General features: G+C 73.0%; 15 protein-coding genes. 3 read left to right on the top strand and 12 right to left on the bottom strand.

The window, feature by feature from the left end; genetic code table 11:
- Positions 1–41: 41 nt before the first annotated feature.
- The 8 genes from ACFUVW_RS04090 to ACFUVW_RS04055 all read right to left on the bottom strand — a co-directional run bounded on the left by ACFUVW_RS04090 (position 42) and on the right by ACFUVW_RS04055 (position 8,184).
- The gene (locus ACFUVW_RS04090) at positions 42–1,352 is read right to left on the bottom strand and encodes an ABC transporter substrate-binding protein (protein ID WP_430570078.1); all 1,311 of its coding nucleotides are present in this window, start codon (positions 1,350–1,352) and stop codon (positions 42–44) included.
- A gap of 173 nt (positions 1,353–1,525) precedes the next feature.
- A complete protein-coding gene (locus ACFUVW_RS04085; RefSeq protein ID WP_430570077.1) occupies positions 1,526–2,251 on the bottom strand; it encodes a ZIP family metal transporter in 726 nt (241 codons plus the stop codon).
- A 17-nt stretch (positions 2,252–2,268) separates the two neighbouring features.
- Positions 2,269–2,862: a DNA-3-methyladenine glycosylase I gene (locus ACFUVW_RS04080; protein ID WP_430570076.1), complete on the bottom strand. Its 594-nt coding sequence runs from the start codon at positions 2,860–2,862 to the stop codon at positions 2,269–2,271.
- 67 nt (positions 2,863–2,929) lie between these two features.
- On the bottom strand, positions 2,930–3,817 hold the full coding sequence (locus tag ACFUVW_RS04075; RefSeq protein ID WP_430570075.1) for a carbohydrate ABC transporter permease: 888 nt from the start codon (positions 3,815–3,817) through the stop codon (positions 2,930–2,932).
- Positions 3,814–4,746, bottom strand: coding sequence for a carbohydrate ABC transporter permease (locus ACFUVW_RS04070; RefSeq protein ID WP_430570074.1), 933 nt, complete (start codon positions 4,744–4,746; stop codon positions 3,814–3,816). Before ACFUVW_RS04070 ends, ACFUVW_RS04075 begins: the two co-directional genes overlap by 4 nt.
- Positions 4,747–4,753: 7 nt before the next feature.
- Entirely contained in the window at positions 4,754–6,043 is a 1,290-nt protein-coding gene (locus tag ACFUVW_RS04065; RefSeq protein WP_430570073.1) for an ABC transporter substrate-binding protein, read from the bottom strand.
- Positions 6,044–6,297: 254 nt separating this feature from the next.
- A complete protein-coding gene (locus ACFUVW_RS04060; RefSeq protein ID WP_430570072.1) occupies positions 6,298–6,795 on the bottom strand; it encodes an excalibur calcium-binding domain-containing protein in 498 nt (165 codons plus the stop codon).
- Positions 6,796–6,972: 177 nt separating this feature from the next.
- Positions 6,973–8,184: a beta-ketoacyl-[acyl-carrier-protein] synthase family protein gene (locus tag ACFUVW_RS04055; RefSeq protein WP_430570071.1), complete on the bottom strand. Its 1,212-nt coding sequence runs from the start codon at positions 8,182–8,184 to the stop codon at positions 6,973–6,975.
- A 231-nt stretch (positions 8,185–8,415) separates the two neighbouring features.
- Between ACFUVW_RS04055 and ACFUVW_RS04050 the strand changes: the two genes are divergently transcribed.
- A complete protein-coding gene (locus ACFUVW_RS04050; RefSeq protein WP_430570070.1) occupies positions 8,416–9,909 on the top strand; it encodes an APC family permease in 1,494 nt (497 codons plus the stop codon).
- Positions 9,910–10,043: 134 nt separating this feature from the next.
- On the opposite strand, the gene ACFUVW_RS04045 is transcribed toward ACFUVW_RS04050, so the two are convergent.
- The 4 genes from ACFUVW_RS04045 to ACFUVW_RS04030 form a co-directional block, all read right to left on the bottom strand.
- On the bottom strand, positions 10,044–11,414 hold the full coding sequence (locus ACFUVW_RS04045) for a DUF222 domain-containing protein (protein WP_430570069.1): 1,371 nt from the start codon (positions 11,412–11,414) through the stop codon (positions 10,044–10,046).
- 75 nt (positions 11,415–11,489) lie between these two features.
- The gene (locus ACFUVW_RS04040; protein ID WP_430570068.1) at positions 11,490–12,014 is read right to left on the bottom strand and encodes an O-acetyl-ADP-ribose deacetylase; all 525 of its coding nucleotides are present in this window, start codon (positions 12,012–12,014) and stop codon (positions 11,490–11,492) included.
- A gap of 54 nt (positions 12,015–12,068) precedes the next feature.
- A complete protein-coding gene (locus ACFUVW_RS04035; RefSeq protein WP_430570067.1) occupies positions 12,069–12,317 on the bottom strand; it encodes a PspC domain-containing protein in 249 nt (82 codons plus the stop codon).
- An 89-nt stretch (positions 12,318–12,406) separates the two neighbouring features.
- The gene (locus ACFUVW_RS04030; protein ID WP_430570066.1) at positions 12,407–13,336 is read right to left on the bottom strand and encodes an aminoglycoside phosphotransferase family protein; all 930 of its coding nucleotides are present in this window, start codon (positions 13,334–13,336) and stop codon (positions 12,407–12,409) included.
- Between the two features lie 167 nt (positions 13,337–13,503).
- On the opposite strand from ACFUVW_RS04030, the gene ACFUVW_RS04025 reads away from it, so the two are divergent.
- Together ACFUVW_RS04025 and ACFUVW_RS04020 are read left to right on the top strand one after the other, a co-directional pair.
- Positions 13,504–13,794 (top strand): hypothetical protein, encoded by a 291-nt coding sequence (locus ACFUVW_RS04025; protein WP_430570065.1) that lies wholly within the window; start codon positions 13,504–13,506, stop codon positions 13,792–13,794.
- Entirely contained in the window at positions 13,794–15,086 is a 1,293-nt protein-coding gene (locus ACFUVW_RS04020) for a hypothetical protein (RefSeq protein ID WP_430570064.1), read from the top strand. Before ACFUVW_RS04025 ends, ACFUVW_RS04020 begins: the two co-directional genes overlap by 1 nt.
- The last annotated feature ends 5 nt before the right edge of the window (positions 15,087–15,091 follow it).

The following is a 15,091-nucleotide window of genomic DNA, read 5'->3' as shown; positions in this document are numbered from 1 at the left end:
GAAGTCGGCCCGGGGGCGTCGTCGTCCTCCGCCTGACGCGGTTACTCCGCCTTGACGGTGTCCTGCACGTAGGCGAACCACTGGGAGGCGAACTGGTCCTCGTCGAGGTTGCCGTACTGCATCTCCTCGGAGAGGCGGGCCATCTCCACCTCGATCTCGCCGTAGCCCTCGACCGGGACGGGGGCGGGCTCGGTGACGTCGTCGGCGCGGGCGTCCTCGTAGGCGAGCAGGCGGGCGTCGGGCGACCCCTCCTCGATCGTCATCGCGTCCTTCTGGGCGTCCGTGGCGGGCACGCCCTTGCTGGTGCCGAAGATCTCGCCCACCTGCGGGTCGTTCGTCATGAAGTCGATGAACGCGGCCGCCGCGTCCGGGTGCGCGGAGCTGGCCGAGGCCGAGAGCATCACGCCGGAGTGCCAGTACATCTTCTTGCCGTCGTCACCGGTCGGGATGGGCATGAGCTCCAGGTCGTCGCTGCCGAGCTCTGCGGTGTAGTTGGGCATCAGCGTGTCCCAGTTCGCCTCGGCCACGACCTCGGCGGAGTTCAGGCCGGTCTTGGGCTCGAGCTGGGCGGCCCGCTTGGCGGGGAAGAACGCCTGGGACTCGCGCAGGGGGGCCCACAGGTCGGCCCACGCCTGGACGTCCTCCTCGGTGAACGCGATCTGGCCGTCGTCGGTGAAGGGTGCCTTGCCCTGCTGCACCAGCCACTGCAGGAACCACGGGTTGTTCCCCGTCATGTCGCCGACGGGGTACACCTGCGGGTCGTGCTCCGCGCCCGCCTCGGCGACGTCGGCGAACCACTGGACCAGGTCGTCCCAGGTGTAGCCGTCGGCCGGGGGCTCCATGCCGAGCTCCTCGAGGAGCGTCGCGTTGTAGATGATCGACTGGGTGTTCAGGCTGACGGGGACCGCGTAGGTCCTGCCCTCGATCTGGCCCGACGCGAGAGCGGTCTCGTCCACGCCGTCGGTGTCGAGGTTGACGCCCACCTGGCCGTCCAGCTCGGCGAGCTGGCCCGTGGCGCCGTACTGCCGCACGTAGCCCGCGTCCATCTGGACGACGTCGGGCAGGGCGCTGCCGGCGGCCTCGGTGGAGCGCGCCGTCCAGTAGTCGTCCCAGGACTGGAACTGCGTCTGGACGGTGATGTTCGGGTACTTCTCCTCGAAGGCGTCGATCGCCTTCTCGTACCGCGCGGCGCGGTCGTCGTTGCCCCACCACGCGAACGTCAGCGTGATCTCCTCGTCCATGGAGACCGGGGCGGCCGGGCCGGCGTCGGCCCCGCCGTTCCCGCAGGCGGCGGTCAGGCCGACGGCGAGGGCGAGCGTGGCGATCGTTCCGGTCGCACGAGAGAGCTTCATGAGGTGCGTTCCTCCGTCCCGCAACGGTGCGGGGGTTGGGCGGGTCGGCGTCGACCCGCGATCCAGGCGGCGATCTAACGTGGGACCACTCTGGGAGCGAGATCGTCACCCGTCAAGGGAGGCGCGCCGAGTTCAAGCCGCGCGGGCGCGATGCAACGTGGAACAGATGGCGGTCAATCCAGCGCCGACAGCCCGAAGGCGGTGGCGAAGCCGAGCACGGTGACGAGCCCGGTGACCGGGCCGCCGAACTCGGTGGCCTCGGGGATCATCGTGTCCACCAGCATGGTGAGCAGGGCGCCCGCGGCGAACGCCTGCACGACGGCGATGGTCACCGGGTCCGCCGCGCCCAGCGTGGCGTAGCCGACCCCGGCGGCGACGGCGGAGACGAGGGTGGTGCCGCCCCACAGCAGCGCCAGCCGGGCGGTGGACGCGCCGGCCTGCCGCAGCCCCACGGTGGCGGACATCGCCTCGGGCAGGTTGGAGATGAAGACGGCGGCCAGCACCGCCACGCTCACCCCGCCGCCGCCGACCAGGGTGGAGCCCAGCACCACGGACTCGGGGACGCCGTCCAGCACCGTGCCCAGCGCGATCGCGCCGCCGGAGCCCTCCGACTGCGCGCCCGTGGACCGCTTGCGGTCACGTCCCCCGCGGCGGTCGATGAGCAGGTCGCCCACGAAGAACGTCAGCGCGCCGGCGGCCAGCCCCGCGAGCAGCACCCAGCCGCTCGCCGCCCGCGAGGCGTCCTCGACCAGGTCGTAGGCGACCGCGCTGATGAGCACGCCCGCGCCGAACGCCATGACGAGGCCCGTGAGCCGGCGGCTCGGCGTCCGCCACAGGACCAGGGCAGCGCCGAGCAGCAGCGACGAGCTGCCCAGCAGGCCCCACCAGAACCCGGTCACGGGGTCATTCGACCAGGTCAGGAAGAGCGCTGCGCGCCGAGCGTCCCGCCGGTGACCGCCGGGCACGTGGCGAGGTGGTCGTCCACGAGCCCGCAGGCCTGCATGGCCGCGTATGCCGTCGTCGGGCCGAAGAACCGGAACCCCGCGGCCTTGAGCGCCTTGGCCATGGCCCTCGACTCGTCGGTCGCCGCGGGCACCGCCTGCCAGGACGCGAGACGCGAGGCGCGCGGCTCCGGTGCGAACGACCAGAACAGCTCGTCGAGCGTGCGGCCGTCGTCGTGCAGGGCGAGCACGGCGCGGGCGTTGCCGATGGTGGCCTCGATCTTCTGCCGGTTGCGGATGATCCGGGCGTCGCCGAGCAGGCGTTCGACGTCGTCGGGCGTGAGCGCCGCGACCTTCTCCGGCTCGAACTCGGCGAACACCTCCCGGAACGCGGGGCGCTTGCGCAGCACGGTGATCCACGACAGCCCGGACTGGAACCCCTCCAGCGCGATCCGCTCCAGCAGCGCGGCCTCGCCGTGCACGGGCACGCCCCACTCGGTGTCGTGGTACTCCTCGTACAGGGGGTCGCCGTCGCCGAAGCACCGGGCGGCGGGGGTCGTCGTCGTCATGCCCCCAGCCTGCCCGGTCCTGCCGACACGCGAGGCCCGCCGTCCACAGGCTGCCCGCGCGGCCGGTTCAGCCCTTCACCGACCCCGACATCAGTCCGCCCATGAAGTACCGGCCCAGCAGCACGTACACGAGCAGCGTGGGCAGCGACGCGAACAGCGCGCCCGCCATGGAGACGCCGTAGTCCTGCAGCAGCGCGCCGTTGGCCAGGTTGTTCAGCGCGAGCGTCACGGGGCCGTTCTGGCTGGAGGAGAAGAAGACGGCGAACAGGAAGTCGTTCCATGCGGACGTGAACTGCCAGATGAGCACGACGACGAAGCTCGGCACCGAGATCGGCAGCACGATCGACGCGTAGGTGCGCAGCATCCCCGCACCGTCGACGCGCGCGGCCTCGATGAGCTCCTGCGGCACGGTCATGTAGTAGTTGCGGAAGATCAACGTCGTGATGGGGATGCCGTAGACGACGTGCAGCAGGATCAGCGAGGGGACGCCGCTGGGCACGCCCAGCCCGAGCACCAGCTGGTTCAGCGGGATCATCACCGCCTGGTACGGGATGAACATGCCGAACAGGATCAGCGTGAACACCAGGTCGGCGCCGGGGAACCGCCACCGCGACAGCACGAACCCGTTGAGCGACCCCAGGAACGCCGAGATCAGCGCAGCCGGCACCACCATCTGCACGGTGCGCGCGATGGCGGGCGAGAGGGTGCTCCACGCCGTCTCCCAGTTGGCGGTGGTCCACACCTGCGGCAGGTTCCACGCCCGCGTGGGGGCGGCGTCGCCGGGGCCCTTGAAGCTGGTCACGAGCAGCACGTACACGGGCACCAGCACCACGAGGACGAAGAGCAGCAGCACCAGGTAGCGCAGCGTGCGGCCCACGGTGAACCGGCCGCGCGGCGCCGCCGGCCGTCCCAGGTCGACGGGGCGCCCGGCCTCGGCCTCCACGACGGCGGTCATCGCTTCGCCTGCCGGTGCGTGTGCACGAGGTACGGCACGATGACGACGGCCACGATGACCAGCAGGATCGTGCCGACGGCGGCCGCGTTCGCGTAGTCGAAGGCCGACTTGAAGACGTACATGTCCACGGCGGGCACCTTGGTCTGGTAGTTCGCCGGCTTGGAGATCGACATGATGAGGTCGAACGCCTTGAGCGACATGTGGCCGATGATGATGAGCGCCGACAGCGCGATCGGCGACAGCTGCGGGAACAGCACGTGCCGGTACAGCTTCCACTCGCTGGCGCCGTCCACCCGGGCGGCCTCGCGCAGCTCCACGGGGATGCCGCGGAAGCCGGCGAGGAACAGCGCCATCACGTAGCCGGACAGCTGCCAGATCGCGGGGATCGCGATGGCGACGATGCCCACGGACACGTTGTTCCACCAGTTGTTCTGCAGCGCGTCCAGCCCGATCATCTGGAACAGCCGGTTGAGGCCGGACGCCTGCTCGTCCTGGTTGGAGTTGAGCAGCCACCGCCACACCACGCCCGACGCGATGAACGAGACCGCCATCGGGAACAGGTAGATCGACCGGAAGAACCCCTCGCCCCGCAGCGGCTTGTCGAGCAGCCAGGCCCACAGGAAGCCGATGATCATCGTGCCCACGAGGAACACCACGGTGTACAGCACAAGGTTCGTCAGCGAGTGCTGGAACTCCTCGCTCGCCAGCAGGTCGAGGTAGTTGCGCAGCCCGACGCCCGTCGTCGGCTCCTGGCCCGTCGCCTGGGCGGCGGTGTGGTTGTCGGTGGCGGACTGCCGGGCGTTCGCCACGATGAGGCCGTAGACGAACACCCCGACGAGGATCAGCGACGGCAGCAGCAGGAGCAGGGGCGCGCCGGCGCGGCGGACCGCGCGGCGCACCCCCGCCCGCCGGCGGGTGGCGGTGGCCATCGGCGCCTCAGCCGGCGTTCGCGGCGGCCAGCTCCGACTGGAACCCCGCCAGGTCGGAGGCTCCCGAGGTGAACTTGCTCGTGGCGTCGGTGATCGCGGTGAGCGTGGCCACCGGGACGGCGGCCCCGTGCGCCAGCGAGGACACGATGGCGTCGCTCTTGAACGACTCCGCGGCGGACTGCTGGTACTCGCCGAAGGTCGACATGTCGACGTCGGTGCGGGCGGGGATGGAGCCCTTGGCCTTGTTGAACGCCTCCTGGCCCTCGGCCGAGCCCACCGTCTCGAGCCAGGCCTTGGCGCCGTCGGGGTGCGGCGCGCCCACCGGGAGCGTGAACGAGTCGGCGAGGAAGTCGAAGACGCCGTCCGTGCCGGGCACGGGGAACGCCGTGTAGTCGGAGCCGAGCTTCTTGCCCTGCTCCACGTACGAGGCCTCGGCCCAGTCGCCCATCACCGTGAACGCCGCCTTGCCGTCGATGACGAGCTGCTGCGACTCCGGCCAGTCCAGGCCGTCGCGGTCGGTGTTCGTGTAGCCCATGAGCTTCTCGAAGTCCTCCAGCGCGGCGGTCACCTCCGGGCCGCTCCAGTCCGTCGAGCCGTCCCACAGCCCGGAGTAGCCCTCCACACCGAGGTCGGCCAGCAGCACCGTCTCGAGCAGGTGCACCTGCGTCCACGCCTGCGCGACGGCGAGCGGGGTCACCCCGGCCGCCTTGAGCTTGTCGAGGTCGGCCATCCAGGCGTCCAGGTCCGCGTAGGTCGCGGCCGGGTCGATGCCGTTGTCCGTGAGCACCTGGGGGTTGGACCAGACGACGTTGGCGCGGTGGATGTTCGAGGGGACGGAGTAGATCTCGCCGTCGTCGGCGGTGAGCCGGTCCACCAGGTCGGACGGGAAGGCCTCGGTGAGCCCGAACTCGTCGTAGAGCGCGGTGACGGACTCGATCTGCGCGGCGTCGATGTAGTCCTGCAGCTCGGCCCCCGCGTGGGCCTGGAAGGTGTCCGGCGGGTCCTGCGCCTGCAGGCGGGTCTGCAGCAGGTCCTTCGCCTGCGAGCCGGCACCGCCGGCCACGGCCCCGTTGACGAACGTCACGTCCGGGTGCTGCTGCTCGAAGACGCCGACCAGCGCGTCCAGGCCGGCCTTCTCCGACCCGGCGGCCCACCAGGTGAAGACCTCCACCTCGTCCCCGCCTCCGCCGCTTCCACCGCTCTCGGGTTCACCGCCGTTGCCGCCGCACGCGGCCAGCGTCAACGCCGCCACGGCCGCGACCGCGGCGATCGCCGACGTCCTGGGAGCTCCTCGCATGTGCCTCACCCCTACGCCCTCGGGCCGGTCGGGGGTCGGTGCGCGCAGCTGCGCGTCACCGGCCTGGCGCGTCGTTGCGCCCCGGTCTCGCTCTCATCGCACGACCGCGCCGTCACGGTGTCAAGACAACGGGGGAACCTTCGCCCGAATCGTGACCGGAGGTCACCCCGCCCGCGTCCCCACCGGCGAGGCTGCGTGCCGGCCGAGCCGCACGCGGGGCGGACACCGGAGTGACCATCCCGGCGGTGGGTTGATCACTCGCACCCGACGCCGTCACCGTCCCGGTCCAGATGCTCTCCGTAGCCCGGGTCTCCTGCGTGGACCGGCGCAGCACCGGCGGTTCGCGCGGCGTCGCAGTTCTCGAAGGGCGCCGACGCAGGCTCGGGCTCCGGAGCCGCGTCCAGCTCGGATCCTGTCTCGGCCTCCGGGGCCGACGACGCACCGTCGCTCTCCACGACCGCGGCCTCGCCCCTCGGACCCTGCTTCCCCTCGGGGCCCTGCTCGCCGCGGGGACCGGCCGGACCCGCCGGGCCAGGTTCGCCCTGCGGCCCCGGAGGTCCGGCAGGGCCTGCCGGACCTTGGAGCGTCCCGGCATCCTCCAAGGCGGCGATCCGTGCGTCCTGCGATGCGAGGACGGCGGTCTCGACGAGGACGACCAGCGACAGGAAGGCGATGAGCACGATCGCCGGCCAACCGGTCTTCCTGCGAAGCCGGGGAGACACCCCGGGTGCCTCGATCGGTGGTGCAGCCATGTCACCCTCCGCGTGTGCAGGTGGGCGCCGCCCAGGAGGCGGGCGGTGACGCCGGCATCGTCGTCGACGTGCCAGAAAAGAGGAGCGGCGCCGCCCGTCCGAACGTCGCGACCGGGTGAACTGCCACGACATCACCGTGACGGGGTGTCGCCACGCTCCGTGACGGTGCTCCCGGCGTCAGTCCCGCGACAGCACGAGCGCGCCGCTGTGCCCGCCGAAGCCGAAGGCGTCGACGAGCGCGTGCCGCGCCGTCGTCGTCCGGGGCGTGGTGACGACGTCGAGGTCGACGTCCGGGTCGGGGTCGTCGAGGTTGATGGTCGGCGGGACGACGCCGTCGCGCAGCGCCAGCAGCGCGACGAGCGCGCCCAGGGCGCCGGACGCGCCGAGCAGGTGCCCCGTGGAGGCCTTCGTGGCGGTCACGGCGGGCGGGCTGCCGAGGGCGGCGCGCAGGGCCGCGGCCTCGTTGACGTCGCCCATCGGCGTGGAGGTGGCGTGCGCGTGCACCAGCCCGACGTCGCGCGGGTCCAGGCCGGCGTCGCGCACCGCGAGCGTGATGGTCCGGGCCTGGTTGGCGGGGTCGCCGCCGACGATGTCGAACGCGTCGGAGGTGAGGGACGCGCCGTCGACGGCGCCCAGGACGGTCGCGCCGCGGGCGCGGGCGTGCTCCTCGGCCTCCAGCACCACGAGCACGGCGCCCTCGCCCATGACGAAGCCGTCGCGGTGGGCGTCGAACGGGCGCGAGGCGCGCAGCGGCTCGTCGTTGCGGGTCGACAGGGCGCGCACCCGGCCGAAACCGGTGAGGGACAGCGGCACGATGCTGGCCTCCGCCCCTCCGCACACCACGACGTCTGCCGCTCCCGAGCGGATCAGGTCGCGGCCCTGCCCGATCGCCTCCACCCCCGCGGCGCACGCGCTCACCGGCGCGCGGGCCCCGGCCTTGGCCCCCAGGTCGAGGGACAGGTACGCCGCCGGCCCGTTCGCCATCGCCATCGTGATGGTGTGCGGGTTCACGCGGCGGTAGCCGGCCGTCCCCAGGACGTCCTGCATGGCGACGGTCGTCGCGATGCCGCCGTGCGCGGTGCCCACGGCCACGGCGAGCCGGGTGGGGTCCACGTCCGGAGCCCCCGCCGACGCCCAGGCCTCCCGGCCCGCGACCAGCGTCAGCTGCTCCACCCGGTCGCGCGCGCGACGCTCGGGCACGCTCAGCCCGTCGGCGAAGGAGTCGTCCGCCCGCGCGGCGATGCGCACGGGCAGCGTCCCGGCCCAGTCGTCCGCGATCGCACCGGCCCCGTTCGCGCCCGCCCGGAGAGCCGCCCACGTCTCCTCGACCGTTCCCCCGACGGGCGTGACCGCCCCCGCACCCGTGACCACCGCTCGTCGCACCCGCATGCTCCTCGTCAGTCCGGTTGCCCCCTGCACCCGCACCGTGCGAGACCTTGTTGCGGGCAACTCTGCCCTGCCCGCCCGCGCGTCGCCCATGCAGGTCACGCCTCGGCGCGGTTCCATGAGGGGACTGAGGGGACGGCCGGGCCCGCGCGACGAGGCGAGGGGTACGGACGAACCGTGCGAGAGCACGATCCATGCGAGAGCACGATCCACAGCAGGATCCAGGAGGTCGCGATGAGCCAGACGATCGACCAGGCCGGCGGCGGAGCGGGCGGTACCGCCCCCGAACCGGGCCTCAAGCGGGTGATGGGCCGCAAGCTCCTGCTGCTCTTCATCGTCGGGGACATCCTCGGCACCGGCGTCTACGCCCTCACCGGGCAGGTGGCCGGCGAGGTGGGCGGCGCGGCCTGGGCGCCGTTCCTCATCGCGTTCCTGGTGGCGACGCTCACCGCGTTCTCCTACCTGGAGCTCGTCACCAAGTACCCGCAGGCCGCCGGTGCCGCGCTCTACACGCACAAGGCGTTCGGCATCCACTTCGTCACGTTCATCATCGCCTTCATGGTGATGTGCTCCGGCATCACGTCGGCGTCGACGGCGTCGAACGCGTTCGCGGGCTTCCTCAACGACGGCTTCGGGCTCGGCCTCGAGGCCGGTGGTTCCGGGCTGCTGCTGATCGCGCTGGGGTTCATGACGCTCGTCGCGCTGGTGAACTTCCGCGGCGTCGGCGAGAGCGTCAAGGCGAACGTCGTGCTGACCCTCGTGGAGCTGTCCGGCCTGCTCATGGTGATCTTCGTCGGCCTGTGGGGCATGACCCAGGGGCGGGCCGACTTCTCCCGGGTGGTCGTGTTCGAGAGCCCGGACGACAAGGGCGTGTTCCTCGCGGTGACGGCCGCGACGACGCTCGCCTTCTTCGCGATGGTGGGCTTCGAGGACTCCGTGAACATGGCCGAGGAGTGCCGCGACCCCGTGAAGGACTTCCCGCGCACCATGCTCACGGGCCTGTCGATCACGGGGCTGATCTACGTGCTGGTCGCGATCACCGCCGTCGCGCTGGTGCCGGTGGGCGACCTCACCGACGACTCCAAGGGTTCCGCGCTCACGCAGGTCGTCGCGGCCGGGGCGCCCGACGTGCCGTTCGACACGATCTTCCCGTTCATCGGCATGTTCGCCGTCGCGAACTCGGCGCTGATCAACATGCTCATGGCGTCCCGGCTGCTGTACGGGCTGGCGAACCAGCACGTGCTGCCGCGCAGCTTCGGCAAGGTGCACCGCACCCGCAAGACGCCGTGGGTGTCGATCATCGTCACGACGCTGATCTCCTACGGCCTCATCACCTACGTGGTGCGCGCGAGCGGCACCGAGGCGGGGTCGAACGCGATCAGCCTCCTGGGCGGGACGACGTCGCTGCTGCTGCTCACCGTGTTCGCCGTCGTCAACGTGGCGCTGCTCGTGCTGCGGCGCAAGCCCGTGCAGCACGCACACTTCCGCACCAAGGCGTGGGTCGCCGGGCTCGGCGCCGTCACCTGTGCCTTCCTCGCGGGACCGTGGGCGCGCAGCGCGGAGCAGCAGGAGCAGTACGTCATCGCGGGTGGCCTGCTCGCCGTCGGCATCGTGCTCTCCTTCATCACCTGGCTCTACAACCGCGCCGTGCGGCACGAGCCCACCGAGTTCGAGCACGTCGAGGACCTCGACGAGGACCGGCCGCAGGCGGGCTACCCGAAGCGCTGAGCAGGGGCGTCGACCCTGCGCTCGTTGGACCCTGCGCTCGTTGGACCCCGCGCCCGTTCGACCCGCGCCGTCCAGCAGCTCGACAGGTGCTCTGTCTCGGGCCGGCCGTGCGGGTGCGCCCGACGTTCCCGCGCTCACGGCGACGGTCCTGGTCGCCCTGGTTCCGGCGGGGCGGCACCGTGGCGCGGAGGGTGCGGGTGCGCGGCCGGCGGATCCGGGTGGGTGCGTCCGGTCGGTGAGGTCCAGGTGGCCACACCGTCCCGCCCGAGCGTGCTCCGCCAGGCGGTTTGGTGCTTCATCACGTGATGGTGGCGGCACAGGTGAGCCAGGTTGTCCGCGACCGTCCGTCCGCCGTCGGCCCAGGCGACCACGTGGTCGACGTCGCAGCGCACGGCTGCACGCGTACAGCCCGGGAACCGGCAGACGCCGTCACGCGCCCGCAGGAACGCGCGCAGCGCGGCGGGGACGGCGTAGGTGCCGGGGTCGGTGGTGAGCAGGCGACCGTCCACAGGATCGACGAGCAGCCGCCGCAGCGAGGGCGCCGCGGCGGTGAGCACGGACGCGGTCTGCGCGTCCACCGGCCGGTGGCCGTCGAGGTCGGCGACCGCGTCGGAGCCTCCCAGCAGCGACAGCACCGGGACCGTGACCCGCACGGTCGGGACGATGCGCCGCGTGATCCAGGTCGGGTCCGGCACGGAGCCCTGCTCGCCGGTCGGGAAGTCGGTGTCCCGCGCGCCGGCGAGGAGCAGGCCGCCGAGGGCGTCGGCGCGCAGCTGCGCCAGGGTGCGGGTGTCCCCGGCCTCCTGCGCACGTCTCGCGGCGCTGGTGAGTCGGTCGTAGGCGGCGTGGGCGACGTGCGCGGGCACGTACGCGGTGAGCCAGGCCATGCCGTCGGCGCCGGGGTCGACGTAGACGGCCCGCGCCTCCGCCGCCCGGCGATGCCGCTCGACGAAGGGCTCCGGGTGGGCGACGTCCCGGGCACGCCGCAGGTGTCGCCGCAGCTGGGGCACCGTGCAGGTCGTGGCGCGGGGCAGCACGGCAGCCTCGACCAGGGCGCGCGCGTCAGGGTCCGGGAGGTCGGCCAGGGTGTCCGCGACGGCGGTGGCGTGCGCCAGCGAGAGGCGGCCGTGCCGCAGCGCGTCGAGGGTGGCGTGCCCCGGCGCTCCGGGCTCCACGACCAGGGTGCGCGCCGTGTCGAGGAGATGGGCGGCCGCCTGCTCGGTGAGGTGCAGCGCCGTCGCGAGGTCGGCGCCGAAGGCGCGCCGCGCGAGGTCGCGGCGACGTTCCGCGTCCGCGCGGCTCAGCGCGACGTCGTGAGGCGCGAGCAGGGCCGCCTCCGCGCGTTCTGCCACGACCTCCGCGCGTGCCGCCGCGTCCAGCTTGCGCGCCTCGAGCGCGTCGATCTGGTGCTGGAGGCCGACCACCTCGTCGATCGCGGCCGACACGTGCGCGAGCGACGGCCGGGCCGGGACCGGGTCGGTCGCGAGTGCCGATGTGTCGAACATGTGTTCGACCCTAGCGAGCCCGAACACCGGCGACAAGGGTGTGGACAACGGCCTGTGGACAACTGTCCGCGCAGGTCAGGAAGCGACGAGAGCCGCCTCGAACGCCGCGAGGACCGGCGCGTTGAAGAGCACGAAGCGGACCTCGTCGACCGCTGACGGGTTGGTGTCGTCCCACGACCGGACGGCGTCGAGCGCGGCGCGCGCGACGTCGTCGGGCGCCCAGCCGTAGACGCCCGCGCCGACGGCGGGGAACGCAACGGTCCGGGCCCGGAGGTCGGCCGCGACGTCCAGCGAGCGGCTGAAGCACGAGGCGAGCAGCGCCGGGTCGGTCTGCCCGGCGTGCCGGTTCGGGCCGACGGTGTGGATCACCCACGCGGCGGGCAGGTCGAAGCCGGGGGTCGCGACGGCGTCGCCCACCGGCAGGCCGTCGGGCAGGGTGCTGCGCCGCAGCTCGCGGCAGGCCTCCACCAGGCGGGGACCCGCGGCGGCGTGGATGGCGCCGTCGACCCCGCCGCCGCCCAGCAGCGACGAGTTCGCGGCGTTGACGACGGCGTCCGTGGCGACGGTCGTGAGGTCGCCGCGTTCGAGGGTGAGCTCCACGGTTCCTCCAGGGGACGGGCCGGTGGGGTGGGGCCGGTGGGTGGTGCCGGTCGGTCAGGCCGCGCGGAGGGCCTTCTCCTCGTCGGGCATGAGGATCCACAGCACGATGTAGGCGAGCACCTGCGGGCCGGGGATGAGGATCGACGCCACGGTGAGCACGCGGACGAGGCCGCGGCTCCAGCCGAGGTAGTCGGCGAGGCCGGCGCAGACGCCGCCGAGCACGCGCCCGTGCTTCGGGCGGAACAGCTTGCGCTTCGGGGCGGGGCCGGGCTGGACGTACGGGGTCGAGGTCGATGTGGTCATGCTTCGACGGTACGAGCGGCGTCGTGCGCTCGGTATCGGGTGGTCCCCCCGTTCGACCCTGAGGAACCCTGACCGGCTCGTGCTCGCGCTCACCCGGCGACGGCGGCCGCGACGCGTCGCTGCGACGCCCTGGCGAACTCGGGCCAGCGGTCCCAGTAGTACGGCAGCGCGATGATCCCCTGCACCAGCACCCACCCGCGCCCGCGCTCCCAGGCGCCGTCGTCGAGGTCGCCGCCCGGGCCGGCGCCGGCCGCCTCGCGGAACGCGTCGCGGTCACTGCCGCCGAACAGCCACCACGCGGGCGGCAGGTCGGCCGCCGGGTCGCCGACGCCGAGGGCGCCCCAGTCGATGACGGCGGTGAGCCGCCGGCCGGAGACCACGAGGTTGCCCGGCATGAGGTCGCCGTGCAGCCAGGTGCCGGGCACCGGGTCCGACGCCGCCTCGAGCGCGCGGTCCCACGCCTTGAGGACGGCGGGTCCGTCGACGCGGTCGCCGGCCTCGGCGGTGGCGCGGCGGACGTCGTCGTCCAGGCGGGCGAGCGGGACGCCGCGGCCGGTGCCGTCCTTGACCGGGCCGCCCGTCGGGTCGACGGCGCGCAGCGCGGTGACGAACGCTCCGAGGTCGACGGCCGCGGCGGCGGTGTCCAGGTTCGGGGCGGCGGCAGGGTCGAGCGGGTCCGCCGTCGCCGCGCCCGGCACCCACGGCACCACGGACCAGTGGAACGGGTACGCGTCGTCGGGCTCGCCGACGGCGAGCGGCGCGGGCACCGTCAGCGGCACGTGCGGGGCCAGGCGCGGCAGCCATCGCGCGTCGGCGAGCGCATGCTCGCCCGCCCAGGCGATCTTCGGCATCCGCGCCACGAGGCCGTCGTCCTCGTCGCCCAGCCGGAACAGCAGGTGGTCGGTGCCGGACTCCCGCACCGGCGTCACCGGCAGCGCGGCCCACTGCGGGTGCTGCGCCGCGACCAGGCGACGCACGTCGTCAGCGGTGATCCGGACCTCGTCGTCGTGCAGCGGCATGGGCCGACCGTACGGAGGCGGCCGCCGCACCGCCAGATCATTCCCGCGACCTGCGTCGACGTCGTCGGGGGACCGGGGAGAGGTACCCATCGGCGGACGCCACCCAGCGACGCGGGCTGTGAAATCCTTGCGCGAGCACACGTCGACGCCCGGAGGAGAGGACGCTGATGTCCGGCGAGATCGTCATGAACGACACGTTCCTGTCGCAGGTCGAGAACGACCTGGGGCAGATGAGGGAGCGGCTGTACGAGCCGCTCGACGCGATCCGGCGCGCCGAGCCGTCCGCGGTGGGCGAGCCGGAGCTCGTGGACCGGGTCTCCCACTTCCGGGACCGCTGGGACCACAGCATCGACGAGATGTGCGAGGCGACGGACAACGCCCAGGAGCAGCTGCGCAAGATCCGCGACGGCTTCGCCCAGATCGACGCCGACCTCGCCGCGGCGCTGCGGGACGGCTGATGGTCCACTACGAGCACATCGGGTACGACCCCGCCCCGGGCGACCACGACGTCACCGGCTCGCTCGCGACCGGTCTGTCGACCGGGCACGACACGCTCGCCCGCGTGAAGTTCCTGCTCGGCAGCGTGGACGAGGGCGAATGGGTGGGCGAGACGGCGATCGCCTTCCGCTCCATGCTGCACGACGGCTTCGAGCCCAAGGTCGTCGAGGCGGAGGCGGCGTTCCGCAAGGCGGCGGGCGCGCTCGAGACCTGGGCCGGCAGGCTCGAGGACTTCCGGGGCCGGGCGGACACCCTGGACCGCGAGCTGGGCGAGGCGAAGGCCGCGCTGAGCGCGGCCGAGTCGAACCTCTACGGCATGCCCGAGGGCCGCCGGCCCGAGGACGACGCACCGCAGCACGAGTGGGACGACTACCAGGAGGGCGAGCGCGCCCGGGAGACGGCCCGGGGCGCGGTGGACGACGCCCAGGCCGCGGTCGACGGCGTCTGGGGCCGCATCCGCACCCTGGTCGAGGAGTACGGGACCGCGTCGCGCGCTCTGCTCGGCGACTTCGACACGGCGGCCGCGATGGCGCCGGACGACCCGTCGTGGTTCGACCAGGCGGTGGACTGGGTGGGGGACCGGTTCGAGGACCTGGGCGACGCGTTCGCCGACCTCGGCGACATGATCCTCGAGTGGGCGGCCGAGAACGCCGGCCTGCTCGACCTCATCGCGGACGTCCTCGGGGTGGTCAGCCTCGTCGCGGGGATCATCTCCTTGCTGCCGATCCCGGGCGCGCAGGTCTTCGCGCTCGTGAGCGTCCTGGCCAGCGGCGTGGGCACCCTCGCGTCGTATCTCAGCGCCGCGGGGCAGGCCGGCTCCTTCGCCGGTGGCTTCACGCCGGGCGTCATCATGGGCATGGTCGGGACGGCGCTGGGGGCCGGGGGGCTCACGGCCACGTTCAAGGCCGTGGCCGCGTCGGCGACGGCGGCCGGGCGGGCGGCCCCGACGTTCGCGCAGTTCATGAACCCGATGTCGAGCGTGGGCCGCGCGGCGACCGGTGCGTTCCCCGGCTTCTTCACGATGGCGGCCAGGGGCGGCAGCATCGACTCCGTCGCGGAGCTCGGCTGGCGCTCGGCCGACATCATGTTCGACCAGGGGATCTTCCTCGTCGTCGAGCCCTTCAACTGGTTCAGCGACTACGGGCACCTCAAGGGCGACTCGTACAACGGCATCCTGCCCGACTGGGGTGCCACCGCCGACGAGACGGACGGCGAGGGCGCGCTGCTGCGCACCCAGCTCGAGAACAGGTGAGCACG

This window comes from Isoptericola sp. NPDC057391 (genome assembly GCF_042668085.1).
In the GTDB taxonomy this organism is placed as follows: domain Bacteria; phylum Actinomycetota; class Actinomycetes; order Actinomycetales; family Cellulomonadaceae; genus Isoptericola.
This window is presented reverse-complemented; position numbering and strand designations above follow the sequence as displayed.

Bases quoted from the DNA above. Each gene is read 5' to 3' on its own strand.
- ACFUVW_RS04025 (WP_430570065.1), top strand. From the start codon at position 13,504: ATGTCCGGCGAGATCGTCATGAACGACACGTTCCTGTCGCAGGTCGAG.
- ACFUVW_RS04075 (WP_430570075.1), bottom strand. From the start codon at position 3,817: ATGACCGCCGTCGTGGAGGCCGAGGCCGGGCGCCCCGTCGACCTGGGA.
- ACFUVW_RS04070 (WP_430570074.1), bottom strand. From the start codon at position 4,746: ATGGCCACCGCCACCCGCCGGCGGGCGGGGGTGCGCCGCGCGGTCCGC.
- ACFUVW_RS04050 (WP_430570070.1), top strand. From the start codon at position 8,416: ATGAGCCAGACGATCGACCAGGCCGGCGGCGGAGCGGGCGGTACCGCC.
- ACFUVW_RS04060 (WP_430570072.1), bottom strand. From the start codon at position 6,795: ATGGCTGCACCACCGATCGAGGCACCCGGGGTGTCTCCCCGGCTTCGC.
- ACFUVW_RS04065 (WP_430570073.1), bottom strand. From the start codon at position 6,043: ATGCGAGGAGCTCCCAGGACGTCGGCGATCGCCGCGGTCGCGGCCGTG.
- ACFUVW_RS04055 (WP_430570071.1), bottom strand. From the start codon at position 8,184: ATGCGGGTGCGACGAGCGGTGGTCACGGGTGCGGGGGCGGTCACGCCC.
- ACFUVW_RS04080 (WP_430570076.1), bottom strand. From the start codon at position 2,862: ATGACGACGACGACCCCCGCCGCCCGGTGCTTCGGCGACGGCGACCCC.
- ACFUVW_RS04020 (WP_430570064.1), top strand. From the start codon at position 13,794: ATGGTCCACTACGAGCACATCGGGTACGACCCCGCCCCGGGCGACCAC.
- ACFUVW_RS04030 (WP_430570066.1), bottom strand. From the start codon at position 13,336: ATGCCGCTGCACGACGACGAGGTCCGGATCACCGCTGACGACGTGCGT.
- ACFUVW_RS04090 (WP_430570078.1), bottom strand. From the start codon at position 1,352: ATGAAGCTCTCTCGTGCGACCGGAACGATCGCCACGCTCGCCCTCGCC.
- ACFUVW_RS04035 (WP_430570067.1), bottom strand. From the start codon at position 12,317: ATGACCACATCGACCTCGACCCCGTACGTCCAGCCCGGCCCCGCCCCG.
- ACFUVW_RS04045 (WP_430570069.1), bottom strand. From the start codon at position 11,414: ATGTTCGACACATCGGCACTCGCGACCGACCCGGTCCCGGCCCGGCCG.